Origin of the sequence: Mesorhizobium sp. B2-8-1, assembly GCF_006440955.1 — a bacterium.
Classification (GTDB): Bacteria; Pseudomonadota; Alphaproteobacteria; order Rhizobiales; family Rhizobiaceae; genus Mesorhizobium.
Map to the genome: position 1 here is coordinate 526,117 of NZ_VFTX01000002.1, position 14,452 is coordinate 540,568.

Here is a 14,452-nt window from a genome sequence, read left to right on the forward strand (position 1 = left end):
CGGTTGCTCTAAGACCTAAGGACGCGCCGCTGCGGCCGGTTCCGACATTTTCTCCTCACCCCTTCACGCCGCCGGCGGTGAGGCCGGAGACGATCTTGCGCTGGAAGATCAGCACCAGCAGCACCAGCGGCACGGTGACGATCACCGATGCGGCCATGATGTTGCCCCACGGGATCTCGAACTGCGAATTGCCCGACAGCAGCGCGATCGCCACCGGCACGGTGCGCTGGGCGTTGTTGGAGGTGAAGGTGAGCGCAAACAGGAACTCGTTCCACGCGCCGATGAACGCCAAAAGCCCGGTGGTCGCCAGCGCCGGCCACATCAGCGGCAGGAAGATGCGCGTGATGATGATCCACGGCGTCGCGCCGTCAAGGATCGCCGCCTCCTCGACCTCGACCGGCAGGTCGCGCACGGAGGCGGTGAGCACCCAGACGGTGAACGGCAAGGTGAAGATCATGTAGGAGAAGATCAGCGCGAGAAGCGAATTGTAGAGGCCGAACATCCGCACCAGTTCGAACAGCCCGGCCAGCACCGCCACCTGCGGAAACATCGACACCGACAGGATGGCGAGCATCAGTGCCGAGCGGCCACGGAAGCGCACGCGCGCCAGCGCGTAAGCCGCGGTGACACCGAGCAACAGCGAGAGCGCGACGACCGCGCCGGAGACCACCAGCGAGTTGATGAGATTGCGCACGAAAGCGCCTTCTGTCAGCACATTCCTGTAATTGCCGAGGCTGAACGTCTTCGGCCAGAGGTCGGCCTGGAACAGTTCGGTCCCCGATTTCAGGCTGGTGACGATGGCGTAATAGAAGGGGAATACCGCGACCAGCACGATGATCCCGACCAGCAGGTAGAGAGCCGTCCGCTTCAGGATCCACATCTCAGCGGCCCCCCTCGAGGCTGATCCGGCCGATCCGGATATAGGCCATGGTGAGAAGGGCAAGAATGAGGAACAGCAGCGTCGAGGCGGCCGAGCCGTAGGCGAACTTGTCGAACTCGAACAGGTTCTCGCGGGTGAACACCGACATCGACTTGGTGTGCACATTGTTGGGCGTCAGCACATAGATTAGGTCGAAGATGCGCAGCGCGTCGAGCGCGCGGAAGATCACCGCCACCATCACCGCAGGCCGGATCAGCGGCAAGGTCACCCGCCAGAAGATCTGCCACGGATTGGCGCCGTCGAGCCTGGCGACCTCGATGATCTCGCGCGGCAGCATCTGCAGCGCGGCAAGGATGAGCAGCGCCATGAACGGCGTCGTCTTCCAGATGTCGACGACCAGCACGGCCGCCATCGCCGTGTCGGCGTTGGCCGTCCAGGCGATCTTGGTGTCGATCAGGCCGAGATTGAGCAGAACCACATTGATGATGCCGAACTGGTCGTTGAGCATCCACTGCCACATCTTGGCCGAGACGATGGTCGGGATCGCCCAGGGGATGAGGATCGCCGCCCTGACGATGCCGCGGCCCGGGAATTCGGCATTGAGCACCAGCGCGACGACCATGCCGAGGATCGTCTCGCAAGTCACCGAAATCACCGCGAAGCGCACCGTGTTCCAGACGGCGCTCCACCAGACCGGATCGGCCAGCACGCCATCATAGAGCACCCGGCCGCTCGGCATGCGCAGCACCGAGAAGTAATTGGCGAAACCTGCCCACTGGCGGGCGTCGAGATCGGCCAGCGAAGCGTCGGTGAAACTGAAATAGATGGTGCGGGCGAGCGGCCAGCCGGCAGCGGCGGCGAGCACCAGGAGCATCGGCGCCAGGAACAGCCAGGCCGAACGCACGCGCTGGCGCATCAGCCGCGAGCGCGGGCGGCGGGTCGCGACGGCTTCAGTCCTCGGCTCCGCTTCTGTCATCCCTCGCGCCGGGCGGGACATGGAGGCGCGTTGTGGCGTCACCAGCCACGCCCCTTCAGCCTGGTCAGCATGGCTTCGAGGTCGGCCAGATTGTCGCCCGCGGCGCCATCGCCCGACAGCGTCTTGTGGACGGCGTTCCAGAATTGGCTCGACGCCTCGTTGTACTTGATCCTGGCCGCGGCCGAGGGACGCGGCACCGCATTGAGGAAGATCTGCTTCCAGCGCGGAACGATCGGCTGTTGTCTGGCGATGTCGGTATCGTCATAGAGCGCCTGGATGGTCGGCAGGCTGGAGTTCCTCAGCGCGCGGTATTTCTGCATCGCGGGCGAGGCGATGAATTTGACGAGCCCGATCGCCGCGTCCGGGTGCTTGGAATATTTGGACACGGCAAGATTCCAGCCACCCAGCACCGCCGCCGGACGCGCGCCTTCGCCGGTGCCGGCCGGCAGCGGCGCTACGTCGAACTTGCCCTTGATCGGCGAGCCTTCGGAATTGCCGAGTGCATAGGCGTAGGGCCAGTTGCGCATGAAGACCGCATTGCCGGTCTGCCACACGCCGCGCGATTCCTCTTCCTGATAGGCCAGCACGCCGGGTGGCGCGATGGTTCCGACCCAGCCTTTGGCCGTGTCGAGCGCTGCCGCCGCTTTTGGATTATTGATCGAGATGGTGCCGTCCGGCTCGATGATCTGGCCACCGCCGTTCGACATCACCCATTCCAGCGCGTCGCAGGTCAGCCCCTCATAGGCATTGCCCTGGAAGACGAAGCCCCACATATCCTTGTTGCCGGCAGCCCGTTCCTTGTCCATGACCAGCCTGGCGGTGTCGGCCAGCTGCTTCCAGGTGGCAGGCACCTGGGCGCCGTATTTGTCGAGCAGGTCCTTGCGGTAATAGAGCGCCGGCGCATCGGTGAAGATCGGCAGCGCCACCAGCCTTCCGTTGACGGTCTGCGACTGGATGATCGAGGGGAAATGGGCGCCGACGACATCCTTGGTCGCCGCGGTCAGGTCGACAAGCTGGCTGGCGAGCTGCGGCGCCCAGATCACATCGGTCTGGTAGACGTCGATATCGCTATTGCCGGCGGCAAGCCACAGCCTGTACTGGCCGAACTGGTCGGTCCCGGATGCCGGCATGACGACGATGCTGACCTTGTTGCCGCTGTCCTTCTCATAGCGGTCGAGGATTTCACGCAGCACCTTGATGCCGATTCCTGTGTCGCCCGATACGATCGACAATTCGACGGCTCGCGCAGGCACAGCCGCAATCATCGCTGCAGCGACCAACGTGGCAAATGCGTGAAAGAGCCTCATGGCGGCGGAGGATCTCCTTTCGGAACGGCGACGCAAGCCTTCGAGGCTCCGGAAGCTCGTCGGACCCCTCCACCATTCTTTGAATGCGGAGCGGCGCTCTGGGTTCCCGAGCGATGCCCGCGAGCGGCGGTGGGCCGGGCCGCGGCTTCAGCCTTCCCAGGCGACAGGGCTCATCCCAAGCCGCTGATAGAGCCTGACAGCGGCGGCGTTTTCCACCGTGTTGGTCTTGAGGTCGACATGGTCTGCGCCGCGTTCGCGAAAGACGGCGAAGGCGTGCCACATCAGCGCCTCGCCGATGCCCCTGCCGCGCGCCTGCGGATGCACGGCGAGATCCCTGACGAAGGCGCTCGTCCAGCACAGCGCCGCCGCCACCAGCAGGCCCTTGGCGTCGATGACGAGGAAACAGAGCGCAGAATCGAATTCGGGGTCGCCTGAGATGCGTGGCCACCATTCGTCGAACGGGCCGTCGGCGCCATCGTCGAACACTTCGGTCAGCAGCGCATGCAAGGCCGGCGCATCGCCGGGCTCGAGGGTGCGCATGACAAAGCCATCCGACCAGTGCGCGGGAACCAGCGTCTCGTTGAGGATCTTGCGCAGCCGGATGTCGTTCGGAGCCGGCGGGCGCGGTTCGGGCATTTCGCTCAGGCGTCGGGCAGCAGGCGGCGCCGCTTGCGGTCGACGCCGAGGCCGGTCGCCTCGAGCAGGCCTTTGCGCTTGGCGTCGAAATAGTAGCCGGTCTGATAGAGCCAGTCGGCGCGCTTGGCGTTACCGTCCGACACCAGCCAGGCGCCACGCAGGTATTTGACGGCGTATTTCAGGTTGGTTTCGGCATCGAACAGGCCCCTGGCCGGTCCGTCATAGCCCATGCCGCGCGCCGTCGCGTGCTTGATCTGCATCAGCCCCCAATGGCCGTTGTTGTAGGCCTTGGGATTGAAGGTGCTTTCGCGGTTGACGACATGGCGCACAAGGTCGACCGGCACCTGATAGAACGCGGCGTACTTTACGATCAGCCGGTCGATATCGCCGCGCACGCCGGTCGCATGCTCTTCCTGCACCGGAGCGGCAGGAAACTGGACGAGGGCAGCTGGATTCTGCGGCACAACATAGGCCGCCTGCTGCACGCCGGGCATGGCTTTCTGATCGTTCCTGGCGATCGCCGGCACGATGAGCCCGGCGGTGGCGTAGGTGGCTGCCGCCTTGATTGGTGCGCCGGCGCCAGCCGGCGGCGGCGCCTGCCACGCATTGGCGGTCATCACGGCCGGCGCGGTTGGGGTCGCTCCGGCAAAGGCCGCGGTTGCCACGGCCGCCTGTGTGGTCGGGCCGGCGGGCAATTCAGCGGTTTGAACGGGCGTAATCCCCGACGGTTCCGGCAGCACCGAAACCGTCTCCGGCAACGGTATGGTGAAGCCGGCATCGGTGCCGGCGACGGTCGCTGTTTCGGTGAGGGAAGACGCGGATTTCATCTGCGATGTCGACGTGCAACCGCTGACGCAGGCCATGGCCGCGATCACGCCGAGCGCGATAAGGGTTTGTTTTGCTGGCAAGCCGCGTTCGGGTCCGGTTCGTCGGATGTTAAGAAATCCCTTACACCAGCGATTCCTGGCGAGCAATCGGGGCGCTCAGGTGGTTTTCGGGTGGCGAGACTCGGGCCGAAATGCCATATTGTTCCTGATATGTACCGGCACGAATGCCGGTTTCTGGCTATTTTGCGAAAGGAGCACGCCATGCAAACGCCGTCGCAGATCACAGCCGGCCACGCAGTGTTAGAAACAGTGATCGGCTTCATGGGTATTGCCTGGAGCGAAAAGGGCCTGATCCGGCTCTGCCTGCCCGAACGCAGCCGCGAGGCGGTCGAGCGGCGGCTGATGCGCCACGCCGGCGTTTCGGCCGCTACCGTGCAGCCGCCGTGGGTGGTCGAGCTGATCGCCTCGATCAAGGCCTATGCGGCGGGCGAGGATATCGATTTCTCCGGCGTGCCGGTCGATCTCGACGGCATCGACGATTTCCGCCTCGCCATCTATGGCGCGGCGCGAAAGCTAGCCTATGGCGAAACCACCACCTATGGAGAACTGGCCAAGCGCGCCGGCCATGCCGGCCTGCCGCGCGAAACCGGTGCCGCGCTTGGCGCCAATCCGGTGCCGCTGGTCATTCCCTGCCACCGTATCCTCGCGGCCGGCGGCAAGATCGGCGGCTTTTCGGCGCCCGGCGGTTCGACCACCAAGGAAAAGATGCTGGCCATGGAAGGCGTGCGCGTCGGCCCGCCGCCGCCCGCGCAGGTCTCATTCGGATTTTGAAACGATAGCCGCCGCGCCAGGCTATGGCCTAGTCGTTATGAAAAAACCGCCGGCGGAAATGCCGATCGTTGTCCGGGCGCTTGCAATTATAGACCGGGCAGGATTTCGTATCGGCGCTCGGCACATAGGCGCGTGTCCTCACCTCGCCCGTTGTGCAGAATTGCTGGCTCTGCACATAGCGGTCGTAGAGTGGCAGTCCCGGTACCCGCCTCGACTGGTAACGCAGGATGACGGCGCCCTGCCGCGCGATCGTCGCCTGCACGCGGCCACACTCCATCCGCGTCGGATCGTAGCGCGAGATCGCCTGCGCCTCGGCGGCAATCAGCGTCAGGCATGCTGCCAGCAGAATGGTCTTCATGGTCCTCTCCCCTGATGCGCGGCTCACGGACAGCGCCATCTGACGCAACGGTTTCACCGGATTGGGGCGGCCATTGGGCGGTCCCTCGATCACGGCTTTCTCACGCAGTCTTGTATTTCGTGCGAAAGCAGCCTATATCAGCCCCATTGATATTTCGGCCGATCGATCCGGGCCTCGCGATCTTCGCGTTTGCTGACGTCTATCTCCAAAATCTCGATGCACACCGGCTGGACCTCGGTTCGGTCAAACCAAAGCAAATGTGAAGGACTATTTTTATGGCAACTGGAACGGTCAAGTGGTTCAACGCCACCAAGGGCTTCGGCTTCATCCAGCCTGACGCGGGCGGCGCGGACGTTTTCGTCCACATCTCCGCTGTCGAGCGCGCTGGGCTGTCGACCCTGGTCGAAGGCCAGAAGATCAACTTCGAGATCGAGCAGGACCGCCGCACTGGCAAGTCGTCCGCTGGATCTCTGAGCAAGGCAGCCTGATTTTGAAAATGGCGCGCGCCGGGCGACAGCCCGGGGCGCGCGGCAAGTCACGGATGTACTGACGGTCGCGCGAGAAGCGCGCCGGAGCGGAAAGACCCGACAAGCCGGATCAGCAGATAGCTGCCAGCCCGGACCGGACGCTCCCGATCAGGCTACCGAAATGGGAAGGCGGGCATTGTCCCGCCTTTTTATTTGCCTGGATTCCAGGCATGTAAAGCCGAACCTGGAGTCCCACCTGTGGTACCACTAGAGTGGTATTATCCGGCCATGACCAAGCTTGAGCAAATCGAAAAGTCCATCACCGAACTGAGCCCCGAGGAGCTGAAGGCGTTTGCCGCATGGTTCGAGGCGCTCCAGGCGGACCTGTGGGATCGGCAGATCGAGACCGACGTGAGGGCGGGGCGATTGGACAAGCTTGCCGAACAGGCATTGGCTGACCATCGCGCCGGCCGGACTCGCCCTCTGTGAATCACGGCGCCTCTCCATCATTCTGGAAGGCTTATGAAAAACTGTCATCGTCGATCAAAGCAAAGGCGGACAGGGAGTTTTCTCAGACTGCGTTCCGATCCTTTTCATCCCTCCTTACATTTCAAGCAGGTCGGTTGCTATTGGTCGGCGCGGGTCGACGAAACTACCGGCTGTTGCCATACGCAACAATGAAGATGTGATCTGGTTCTGGATCGGCACCCTATGCCGACTACGACCATCTGTTGAAATAGCTCCCGCGCAGCTTCCCGGACGATGGGCGGCCGGGCCTCGCGCCTGTTGACGCGTGCCCCGCCCCCAAAGAGCCGCGAGGCGGCGACGAGGTTGAGGATAAAGCTACCCCACCCACTCCATCGGCACATGCCCCGGATCCGCTTCCACTCGTTTTAGCCACGCAGCCACCGCCGGGTAGGCGTCGAGCTGGAAGCCGCCCTGCTCCGCCGTATGCGTATAAGCGTAGAGCGCAATGTCGGCGACGCTGTAGGCGCTTCCGGCGAAGAACGCGTTGTTCTCCAGGTATTTATTCATGACACCGAGCGCCTTGTTGCCGCGCTCCAGTGTCACCGCCAGCCGCTCCGGCGTCGCGTCCTTGGCCCTTTCGGGAAAGGTCAGCAGCGCCTTGCGCACGGCGATATAGGGCTCGTGGCTGTACTGTTCGAAGAACAGCCATTGATAGGCGAGCCCGCGCTCATACTTGTCCGCGGGCAGGAAGCGCGTGCCCTCGGCGAGGTAGAGCAGGATGGCGTTGGATTCAGCGATCCGCCTTCCGTCGTCGAGCTCCAGCAGCGGCACCATGGCGTTCGGATTCTTGGCGACGAAATCCGCTTTTCGCGTATCGCCCGTGTGCGAACTCACCTCGACAGTGGTGAAAGGGAGGCCGAGCTTGGCCATCAGCAGGCGCGGCTTGTAGCAGTTGCCGCTATCGATCATGCTGTAAAGTATCATCGCTGGTCCCCGAGCGCTGCCATGTGCAGACGCGATTATCGTAGCCGCGCCGTCCTCACCAATGATTAGTTTTGGCGCGACGATCAGCGCCGCTGATGTGTAGCACACGGCGCTACCCGAACAGCGGCACCACCTTGCTGTCCCTGCCCAGCAGCGCGTCGATGGCGAGCGGTCGCTCGTCGACGATCACCCCGGCCAGCGCCGGCCGGGCGAGTAGAAAACCTTGCAGCAGGTCGACGCCGCCATCGAGCGCGACGCGCAGATGGGTGGGCTGTTCGATGCCCTCGACCAGGACCTTGGCGCCGCGGTCGTGCAGGCTGGAGACCAGCGGGCGGAAGAACCGCTCGGCGGCGGCGTGGCGGCAGAATTGCGCGAACCAGCCACCGTCGATCTTGACGATATCGGGCTTGAGCAGGCTGACCCGCTCCTCGGTCGAGTGGCCGGTGCCGAAATCGTCGATGGCGATGCGGATGCCGTCGCGGCGCATCTCGCGCACCAGCCTGGCCAGCAGCGTGTCGTCGGCCGCCTGTTCGGTGATTTCGCAGACCAGCATGCCGGGGGCCAGGCCGAGCTCGCCGAGATGCCTGCTCATCAGCCGGATTTCGGCCAAGGCCCGGCCCCGATGGGCGTTGACCAATGGATTGTAGTTGAAGAACAGATCGAGCCCGTCGACGCCGATGTTGCGGAAGTTCCTGAGATGCAGCACGCGGCACATGGTTTCGACGAACAGCCGGTCCTCGGCCGCGACGCCTTCGAAGAACGCCCGTGCGGCGCCCGGCCGGCCGGCGCGATGCGGCTCTATCAGGCCCTCGACCGCGATTGCGTGCAGGAAGCGGCCGCGCGGCGCGAAGATCGGCTGGTAGGCGCTGCGCAGGCGGAAGTCGCCATAAACGCCATATTCGATACCGACCTCGTCCATGAAGATCGCATCGCCGACATCGCGCCGTCGCTCGGGCCTCATCGTGTGCCCCTGCGCCCAAAGGCTTTCGCCGCCCGCGCGGTATGCGGCGCGGCTGCCGGGACGGAAGATGCACTGTCGGCGGCAGGCGATGGCCCGTCCTCGCCGAAGACGCGGAAGCTGGTCGGCGCCAGTTCCGGCCGTGCCAGCACGAAACCCTGGACCATCGAAGCCCCGGATTTCTCGGCCAGCTCCAGCTGCCAGCCTTCCTCGATGCCCTCGAACACGGTGCGGATGCCTTGTGCCTCGAAGCTTTTCACCATGGACGTCAGCAGCGCGAAGCCGGCGCCGGACTCCATCAACTGCGTGATCCAGTGGGCATCGAACTTGACGATGTCGGGTTTCAACTCCTTGATGCGGTTGATGTCGGAATCGTCGGCGCCATAGTCATCGACGGCAATGCGAAAGCCGTTGCCCTTCAACGCCGCGACGAAACCGTGCAGGGTCTCCTGCGAGGCTGGACGCTGCTCGGTCACCTCGCACACGACACGGCCCGGATCGATGCCGGCCTCGTGCAGCACCAGGCGCATTTCGCGCAAGGCATTGTCGGCAACGGCGCGCTCGGTGAACACCGACGGATCGAAATTGACAAAGATCGACGCTTCCTGCGGCAGGCAGGCGCCGGCATTCAGCAGATGCAGCGTCCTGGTCAGCGCCTCGACATGAAGCCGGTCGGCGGCCGGGCAGGTGCTGAAGAAGCTCATTGGCGATTGCGGCTCGCCGTCGCGGAACGGCCGGATCAAGCCCTCGAAGGCGGCAACCGACAGCTTGCCTTCCCTGAAGGCGAAGATCGGCTGGAAGGCGCTTTGCAACGTATAAATGCCCCAGACACCTGACGAGGTGCCGTCATCATGACGGATGATATGGGCAAGCCCGATGCTGCGCGACAAGGTTCCTCGCTCCGCGAACTGGCGCAATTGGGTTACGATCCTGCCACGCAAGCCTCTACCGCCCGTTAATGAACTTTCTGTTGCCGATCACGGCTCATTGACCTCCTTGCGGCACTGGCCCAGCCGACAATGCTTGCACTCACGGGAATGATGCGACATGAGAAGCGCCGCGGCCGCTCCTGGCCGCGCTGATCCTTTCTGGAGAGAAAAAAGGTCATGGCCTTCCTTGCCGGCACCCTTTCCCGCGTGAAGCCTTCCGCCACCATCGCAGTGACGCAGAAAGCCCGCGAGCTGAAAAATGCCGGCCGCGACGTCATTGGCTTGGGTGCCGGCGAACCGGATTTCGATACGCCCGACAACATCAAGAATGCGGCGATCGAGGCCATCCGCCGTGGTGAGACCAAATATCCGCCGGTGTCGGGCATCGCGCCGCTGCGCGAAGCGATCGCGAAGAAATTCAAGCGCGAGAACAATCTCGACTACAAGCCGGAGCAGACCATCGTCGGCACTGGCGGCAAGCAGATCCTGTTCAACGCCTTCATGGCGACGCTGAATCCCGGCGACGAGGTCATCATCCCACGCCCCTATTGGGTCAGCTATCCCGAGATGGTGGCGATCTGCGGCGGCACCTCGGTGTTTGCCGACACTTCGATCGACAACGGCTTCAAGCTGACGGCAGAAGTACTGGAAAAGGCCATCACGCCGCGCACAAAGTGGCTGCTGATGAACTCGCCGTCGAACCCGTCGGGTGCCGCCTACACCGAGGCCGAGCTTCGGTCGCTCGCCGACGTGCTGCTCAGGCATCCGCATGTCTGGACGCTGACCGACGACATGTACGAGCATCTGACCTATGGTGACTTCGTTTTCAAGACCATCGCCGAGGTCGAGCCGAAACTCTATGAGCGCACGCTGACCATGAACGGCGTGTCGAAAGCCTATGCCATGACCGGCTGGCGCATTGGCTACGCCGCGGGTCCCGTCCAGCTGATCAAGGCGATGGACATGATCCAGGGCCAGCAGACGTCGGGCGCCTGCACCATCGCGCAATGGGCCTCGGTCGAAGCGCTGAACGGCCCGCAGGACTTCATCGCCAAGAACAAGGCGATCTTCCAGGGGCGCCGCGATCTCGTCGTCTCGATGCTCAACCAGGCGCGCGGCATCTCTTGTCCGTCGCCGGAAGGCGCCTTCTACGTCTATCCGTCCTGCGCCCAGCTGATCGGCAAGAAGACCAAGGCCGGCAAGGTGATCGACACTGACGAGGCCTTCTGCTCGGAGCTGCTCGAGGCCGAGGGCGTGGCGGTGGTATTCGGTTCGGCCTTCGGCCTCGGTCCGAACTTCCGCATCTCCTACGCCACGTCGGAGACGCTGCTGGAGGAGGCGTGCACGCGCATCCAGCGCTTTACGGCATCACTGACCTGATCGTGAAAACAAAAACCCGGCCAAACGCCGGGTTTTTAGATCGGCTCGACACGGTACTCAGCCGCCATATTGGGCCGGCGTCACCGCTTCCAGCCAGTCGGCATGCACGCCCTCGAGCGCTTCCTGCATGGCTATATGCGTCATGGCCGTTTTCGGCCCGGCGCCATGCCAGTGCTTTTCGCCTGGCGCGAACGAGATGACGTCCCCTGCCCTGATCTCCTGGATGAGACCGCCCCAGGTCTGGGCGAGGCCGGCGCCCGACGTGACGTACAGCGTCTGGCCAAGCGGATGCGTGTGCCAGTGGGTCCGCGCGCCCGGCTCGAAGCTGACCAATGTCGCCCGCAGCCGTGCCGGAGCCTCCTTCTCGATGATCGGCGTCTGCAGCACCCGGCCGGTGAAGTACTTTTCCGGTGCGATGACGGTCGGCGTGCTGCCGCAGGCAATGATCTTCATCGTTCGATCCCTGGAACTGGTGGCGATGCGGGCGGCGGCGACGCCGCTCCTCTTTCGAGACCCTAGTTTCGGCCGATATGGCCGGCGACGCAACCGGGTCTGTTCGGCTTGCAAGGCAGCGGTGACCGCCCCGCGCGCTCAGCCCCTGAGGCTACCTATTTTCCTTGCCCTGCCGGCAAACAAGTGGGACGATACCTTTGGGCCGGTTGAAGACAAGCCCGCCCGCGACGGTCGAACAGGCCGGCCGCCGCTCAGGACCGACTGACCTTGGCCTGAACCATGAATGCCAGTCGGTCTCCAGGGAAACGCCTGAGTGGAGGTCAGTCATGGGTAATCGCGCCGGAGGACGACGCACGGGACCGAAATGCATTGCCATAGTCGGTCCCTTCGCAAGCGGTAAGACGACACTTCTCGAAGCCATATTGGCCCGCACGGGCGCCATTCCCCGCCAGAACCCGGTTTCCTCGGGAAACACCGTTTCAGATCATTCGCCCGAGGCGCGCGCGCACGCCATGAGCGTCGAGGCGACCTTCGCCACCACGGAATTCATGGGCGAGCAGTTCACCTTCGTCGACTGTCCCGGATCGATCGAATTCTCCTTCGAGGCCGAACCGGTGCTGGCCGCCTGCGACCTCGCGGTGGTCGTCGCCGAGGCCGACGAGAAGAAGATCCCCGCCCTCCAGCTCATCATGCGCAAGCTCGACGATCTCGGCGTGCCGCGCATCCTGTTTCTCAACAAGGTCGACAAGGCGATTGCGGGCGTGCGCGACACGTTGAAGATGCTGCAGCCTGCAAGTGCGGTGCCGTTGCTTCTGCGCCAGATACCGCTGCGCAAGGACGGCGTCGTCATTGGCTCGATCGACCTGGCGCTGGAACGCGCCTACATCTACCGCGAATATGCCGAGAGCGAGGTGGCCCAGATCCCTGGCGACGAAAAGGCGCGCGAGCTGGAAGCCCGTTTTTCGATGCTGGAACGGCTGGCCGACCATGACGACCAGCTGATGGAACAGTTGCTCGAGGAGATCGAGCCGCCCAAGGACGCGGTCTTCGATGATCTTGCCGCCGACCTGCGCGACGGCGCCGTCACGCCGGTGCTGATCGGCACCGCGGAGAAAGGCAATGGCGTGCTGCGTCTCCTGAAGGCGATCCGCCATGATGCGCCCGACATCGACGCGACCCGCAAACGGCTCGGCGCTCCCGAAGGCAACGCGACCGTGGTTCAGGTGATGAAGACCATCCATACGCCGCACGGAGGCAAATTGTCGGTGTCGCGCATCCTTTCGGGACAGGTCGCCGATGGCTCCGAGCTCTGGCTGCCCGGCGGCGACATGGCAAAGGTGTCCGGCATCTACAGGATGCTTGGCAAGGACCAGTCGAAGCTCACCGCGGCGAAGACCGGCGACACGGTCGCGCTCGGCAAGCTGGACGCGGTCAAGACCGGCCAGACGCTGACCTCGGCCAAGGGCGGCATGAAGCCGCTGCTCCAGTTCGAGCCGCCGCAGCCTGTCTTCGCTTTCGCCTTGCGGCCGAAGGAGCGCAAGGACGAGGTGAAGATGTCGGCCGCCATCCAACGGCTGGCCGAAGAAGATCCCTCGCTCAGCCTGCATCATAACCAGGACTCGGCCGAGACCGTGCTGTCGGGCCATGGAGAAATGCACCTGCGCGTCGTACGCGAACGGCTCGAGGGCAAGAACCAGATTCCGGTCGAAGGCCATCCGCCGGCGGTGCCCTACCGCGAGACTATCCGCAAATCGGCGCAGCAACGCGGCCGCCACAAGAAGCAGTCCGGCGGCCACGGCCAGTTCGGCGATGTGGTGATCGAGATAAAGCCGCTGCCGCGCGGCGCAGGTTTCCAGTTCACCGATACCATCACCGGCGGCGTGGTGCCCAAGACCTACATCCAGTCGGTCGAAAGCGGTATACGCGATTACCTGAAGTCGGGCCCGCTCGGCTTTCCCGTCGTCGACGTCGCCGTCAACCTGTCGGACGGCTCCTACCACGCGGTCGATTCCTCCGACATGGCCTTCCAGATGGCGGCCAAGCTTGCCATGAAGGAAGGCATGGCGGGCTGTTCGCCCGTGCTCCTGGAGCCAGTGATGAAGGTCGAGATCGTGACGCCCTCCGATGCGACCTCGAAGATCATCGCGCTGATCCCGCAGCGGCGCGGCCAGATCCTCGGCTACGACGCGCGGCCCGGCTGGCCAGGATGGGATGTCGTCGAGGCGACCATGCCGCAATCCGAGATCGGCGATCTGATCATCGAGCTGCGCTCGGCCACCTCGGGCGTCGCCAGCTACCGCGCCGTCTTCGACCACATGGCCGAACTCACCGGCCGGCTCGCCGACGAAGCGATGAATGCCAACGGCAAGGCAGCCTGATACTGATGCATGTCGTCTAAAGTGATCTCGGCTTTGGGACATCGACATCCACAAAGATTTGGGTGAGTGCCCTCTCGAATCTTGTTCGAGAGGGCGCAAACAAAAACAAAAAACGACGCCCGGGGGGGGCCGGACGCCGTTTTGTTTGCGGACCGTTTTCTTGGGAGGAGAAACGGCAGGTCCGCCGCATCTTGAAGTCGCCGCTTCGGCGGAAGAAGGTTCGGACGCGGTAGCCGCCTGAGCCCGGATCGTCCGAGTGATGCCCCCATCTCCCGTCCGACCACACCGCGTCCTATGATCTGCTTAGCAGGAGCCGAGCGCCTTTGACATGTTACCAGAGGTTACATGTCACTGTTACGTGGCTATTTCGGTGGATTTTCCCGCCCTTCCGGCAGCGTCCGGGCAACAAAAAAGCCGGATCAATGAAGATCCGGCTGAGTTTGATTGGAAGTGCCTGTTAAGGCTAACCTCCAGAGGGGAACACTCGAGGGCGCTAATGGGAGGAGAACGCGCCCAGGAGATGAACTATATATGTGCTCATCATGCCCAAGAAACAAGCATCTATTTTGCAACACACGCATGCAAAAAGACGCAGGCTGTGGTCTAAGCCATTTCTGGAC

15 protein-coding genes are annotated in these 14,452 nt (G+C 63.6%); 5 read left to right on the top strand and 10 right to left on the bottom strand.

What is annotated here, in order from left to right; all coding sequences use genetic code 11:
• Positions 1-55: 55 nt before the first annotated feature.
• The 5 genes from FJ428_RS06860 to FJ428_RS06880 form a co-directional block, all read right to left on the bottom strand.
• Positions 56-880, bottom strand: coding sequence for a carbohydrate ABC transporter permease (locus FJ428_RS06860; protein WP_140556006.1), 825 nt, complete (start codon positions 878-880; stop codon positions 56-58).
• Position 881: 1 nt separating this feature from the next.
• On the bottom strand, positions 882-1,796 hold the full coding sequence (locus FJ428_RS06865; RefSeq protein WP_181167250.1) for a sugar ABC transporter permease: 915 nt from the start codon (positions 1,794-1,796) through the stop codon (positions 882-884).
• Between the two features lie 98 nt (positions 1,797-1,894).
• The gene (locus FJ428_RS06870) at positions 1,895-3,163 is read right to left on the bottom strand and encodes an ABC transporter substrate-binding protein (RefSeq protein ID WP_140879121.1); all 1,269 of its coding nucleotides are present in this window, start codon (positions 3,161-3,163) and stop codon (positions 1,895-1,897) included.
• A gap of 147 nt (positions 3,164-3,310) precedes the next feature.
• Positions 3,311-3,799 carry a GNAT family N-acetyltransferase gene (locus FJ428_RS06875; RefSeq protein ID WP_140556012.1) on the bottom strand — a complete coding sequence of 163 codons (489 nt, stop codon included), beginning with the start codon at positions 3,797-3,799 and terminating at the stop codon, positions 3,311-3,313.
• A gap of 5 nt (positions 3,800-3,804) precedes the next feature.
• A complete protein-coding gene (locus FJ428_RS06880; RefSeq protein WP_140556014.1) occupies positions 3,805-4,707 on the bottom strand; it encodes a lytic transglycosylase domain-containing protein in 903 nt (300 codons plus the stop codon).
• A 180-nt stretch (positions 4,708-4,887) separates the two neighbouring features.
• Here FJ428_RS06880 and FJ428_RS06885 point away from each other — a divergent pair, with 180 nt between their 5' ends.
• Entirely contained in the window at positions 4,888-5,457 is a 570-nt protein-coding gene (locus FJ428_RS06885; protein ID WP_140495944.1) for a methylated-DNA--[protein]-cysteine S-methyltransferase, read from the top strand.
• A gap of 28 nt (positions 5,458-5,485) precedes the next feature.
• On the opposite strand, the gene FJ428_RS06890 is transcribed toward FJ428_RS06885, so the two are convergent.
• Positions 5,486-5,815, bottom strand: coding sequence for a hypothetical protein (locus FJ428_RS06890; RefSeq protein ID WP_140516797.1), 330 nt, complete (start codon positions 5,813-5,815; stop codon positions 5,486-5,488).
• A 275-nt stretch (positions 5,816-6,090) separates the two neighbouring features.
• Between FJ428_RS06890 and FJ428_RS06895 the strand changes: the two genes are divergently transcribed.
• Together FJ428_RS06895 and FJ428_RS06900 are read left to right on the top strand one after the other, a co-directional pair.
• Positions 6,091-6,303: a cold-shock protein gene (locus FJ428_RS06895; RefSeq protein WP_010910991.1), complete on the top strand. Its 213-nt coding sequence runs from the start codon at positions 6,091-6,093 to the stop codon at positions 6,301-6,303.
• A 267-nt stretch (positions 6,304-6,570) separates the two neighbouring features.
• Positions 6,571-6,771 (top strand): iron-containing alcohol dehydrogenase, encoded by a 201-nt coding sequence (locus FJ428_RS06900; protein WP_140556015.1) that lies wholly within the window; start codon positions 6,571-6,573, stop codon positions 6,769-6,771.
• Between the two features lie 354 nt (positions 6,772-7,125).
• On the opposite strand, the gene FJ428_RS06910 is transcribed toward FJ428_RS06900, so the two are convergent.
• The 3 genes from FJ428_RS06910 to FJ428_RS06920 form a co-directional block, all read right to left on the bottom strand.
• Positions 7,126-7,734, bottom strand: coding sequence for a glutathione S-transferase family protein (locus tag FJ428_RS06910; RefSeq protein ID WP_140556017.1), 609 nt, complete (start codon positions 7,732-7,734; stop codon positions 7,126-7,128).
• Positions 7,735-7,846: 112 nt separating this feature from the next.
• Positions 7,847-8,695 carry an EAL domain-containing protein gene (locus FJ428_RS06915; protein ID WP_140556019.1) on the bottom strand — a complete coding sequence of 283 codons (849 nt, stop codon included), beginning with the start codon at positions 8,693-8,695 and terminating at the stop codon, positions 7,847-7,849.
• Positions 8,692-9,582: an EAL domain-containing protein gene (locus FJ428_RS06920; protein ID WP_140556021.1), complete on the bottom strand. Its 891-nt coding sequence runs from the start codon at positions 9,580-9,582 to the stop codon at positions 8,692-8,694. The genes FJ428_RS06915 and FJ428_RS06920 overlap by 4 nt, the downstream gene beginning before the upstream one ends.
• A 216-nt stretch (positions 9,583-9,798) precedes the next feature.
• On the opposite strand from FJ428_RS06920, the gene FJ428_RS06925 reads away from it, so the two are divergent.
• Positions 9,799-11,001: a pyridoxal phosphate-dependent aminotransferase gene (locus tag FJ428_RS06925; protein ID WP_140560645.1), complete on the top strand. Its 1,203-nt coding sequence runs from the start codon at positions 9,799-9,801 to the stop codon at positions 10,999-11,001.
• 57 nt (positions 11,002-11,058) lie between these two features.
• On the opposite strand, the gene FJ428_RS06930 is transcribed toward FJ428_RS06925, so the two are convergent.
• Positions 11,059-11,454, bottom strand: coding sequence for a cupin domain-containing protein (locus FJ428_RS06930; RefSeq protein WP_140495951.1), 396 nt, complete (start codon positions 11,452-11,454; stop codon positions 11,059-11,061).
• Between the two features lie 326 nt (positions 11,455-11,780).
• Here FJ428_RS06930 and FJ428_RS06935 point away from each other — a divergent pair, with 326 nt between their 5' ends.
• The gene (locus FJ428_RS06935) at positions 11,781-13,832 is read left to right on the top strand and encodes an elongation factor G (protein ID WP_140495952.1); all 2,052 of its coding nucleotides are present in this window, start codon (positions 11,781-11,783) and stop codon (positions 13,830-13,832) included.
• Positions 13,833-14,452: the final 620 nt, after the last annotated feature.

Bases quoted from the DNA above. Each gene is read 5' to 3' on its own strand.
- FJ428_RS06860 (WP_140556006.1), bottom strand. From the start codon at position 880: ATGTGGATCCTGAAGCGGACGGCTCTCTACCTGCTGGTCGGGATCATC.
- FJ428_RS06910 (WP_140556017.1), bottom strand. From the start codon at position 7,734: ATGATACTTTACAGCATGATCGATAGCGGCAACTGCTACAAGCCGCGC.
- FJ428_RS06935 (WP_140495952.1), top strand. From the start codon at position 11,781: ATGGGTAATCGCGCCGGAGGACGACGCACGGGACCGAAATGCATTGCC.
- FJ428_RS06890 (WP_140516797.1), bottom strand. From the start codon at position 5,815: ATGAAGACCATTCTGCTGGCAGCATGCCTGACGCTGATTGCCGCCGAG.
- FJ428_RS06925 (WP_140560645.1), top strand. From the start codon at position 9,799: ATGGCCTTCCTTGCCGGCACCCTTTCCCGCGTGAAGCCTTCCGCCACC.
- FJ428_RS06895 (WP_010910991.1), top strand. From the start codon at position 6,091: ATGGCAACTGGAACGGTCAAGTGGTTCAACGCCACCAAGGGCTTCGGC.
- FJ428_RS06915 (WP_140556019.1), bottom strand. From the start codon at position 8,695: ATGAGGCCCGAGCGACGGCGCGATGTCGGCGATGCGATCTTCATGGAC.
- FJ428_RS06900 (WP_140556015.1), top strand. From the start codon at position 6,571: ATGACCAAGCTTGAGCAAATCGAAAAGTCCATCACCGAACTGAGCCCC.
- FJ428_RS06870 (WP_140879121.1), bottom strand. From the start codon at position 3,163: ATGAGGCTCTTTCACGCATTTGCCACGTTGGTCGCTGCAGCGATGATT.
- FJ428_RS06885 (WP_140495944.1), top strand. From the start codon at position 4,888: ATGCAAACGCCGTCGCAGATCACAGCCGGCCACGCAGTGTTAGAAACA.
- FJ428_RS06875 (WP_140556012.1), bottom strand. From the start codon at position 3,799: ATGCCCGAACCGCGCCCGCCGGCTCCGAACGACATCCGGCTGCGCAAG.
- FJ428_RS06930 (WP_140495951.1), bottom strand. From the start codon at position 11,454: ATGAAGATCATTGCCTGCGGCAGCACGCCGACCGTCATCGCACCGGAA.
- FJ428_RS06865 (WP_181167250.1), bottom strand. From the start codon at position 1,796: ATGCGCCAGCGCGTGCGTTCGGCCTGGCTGTTCCTGGCGCCGATGCTC.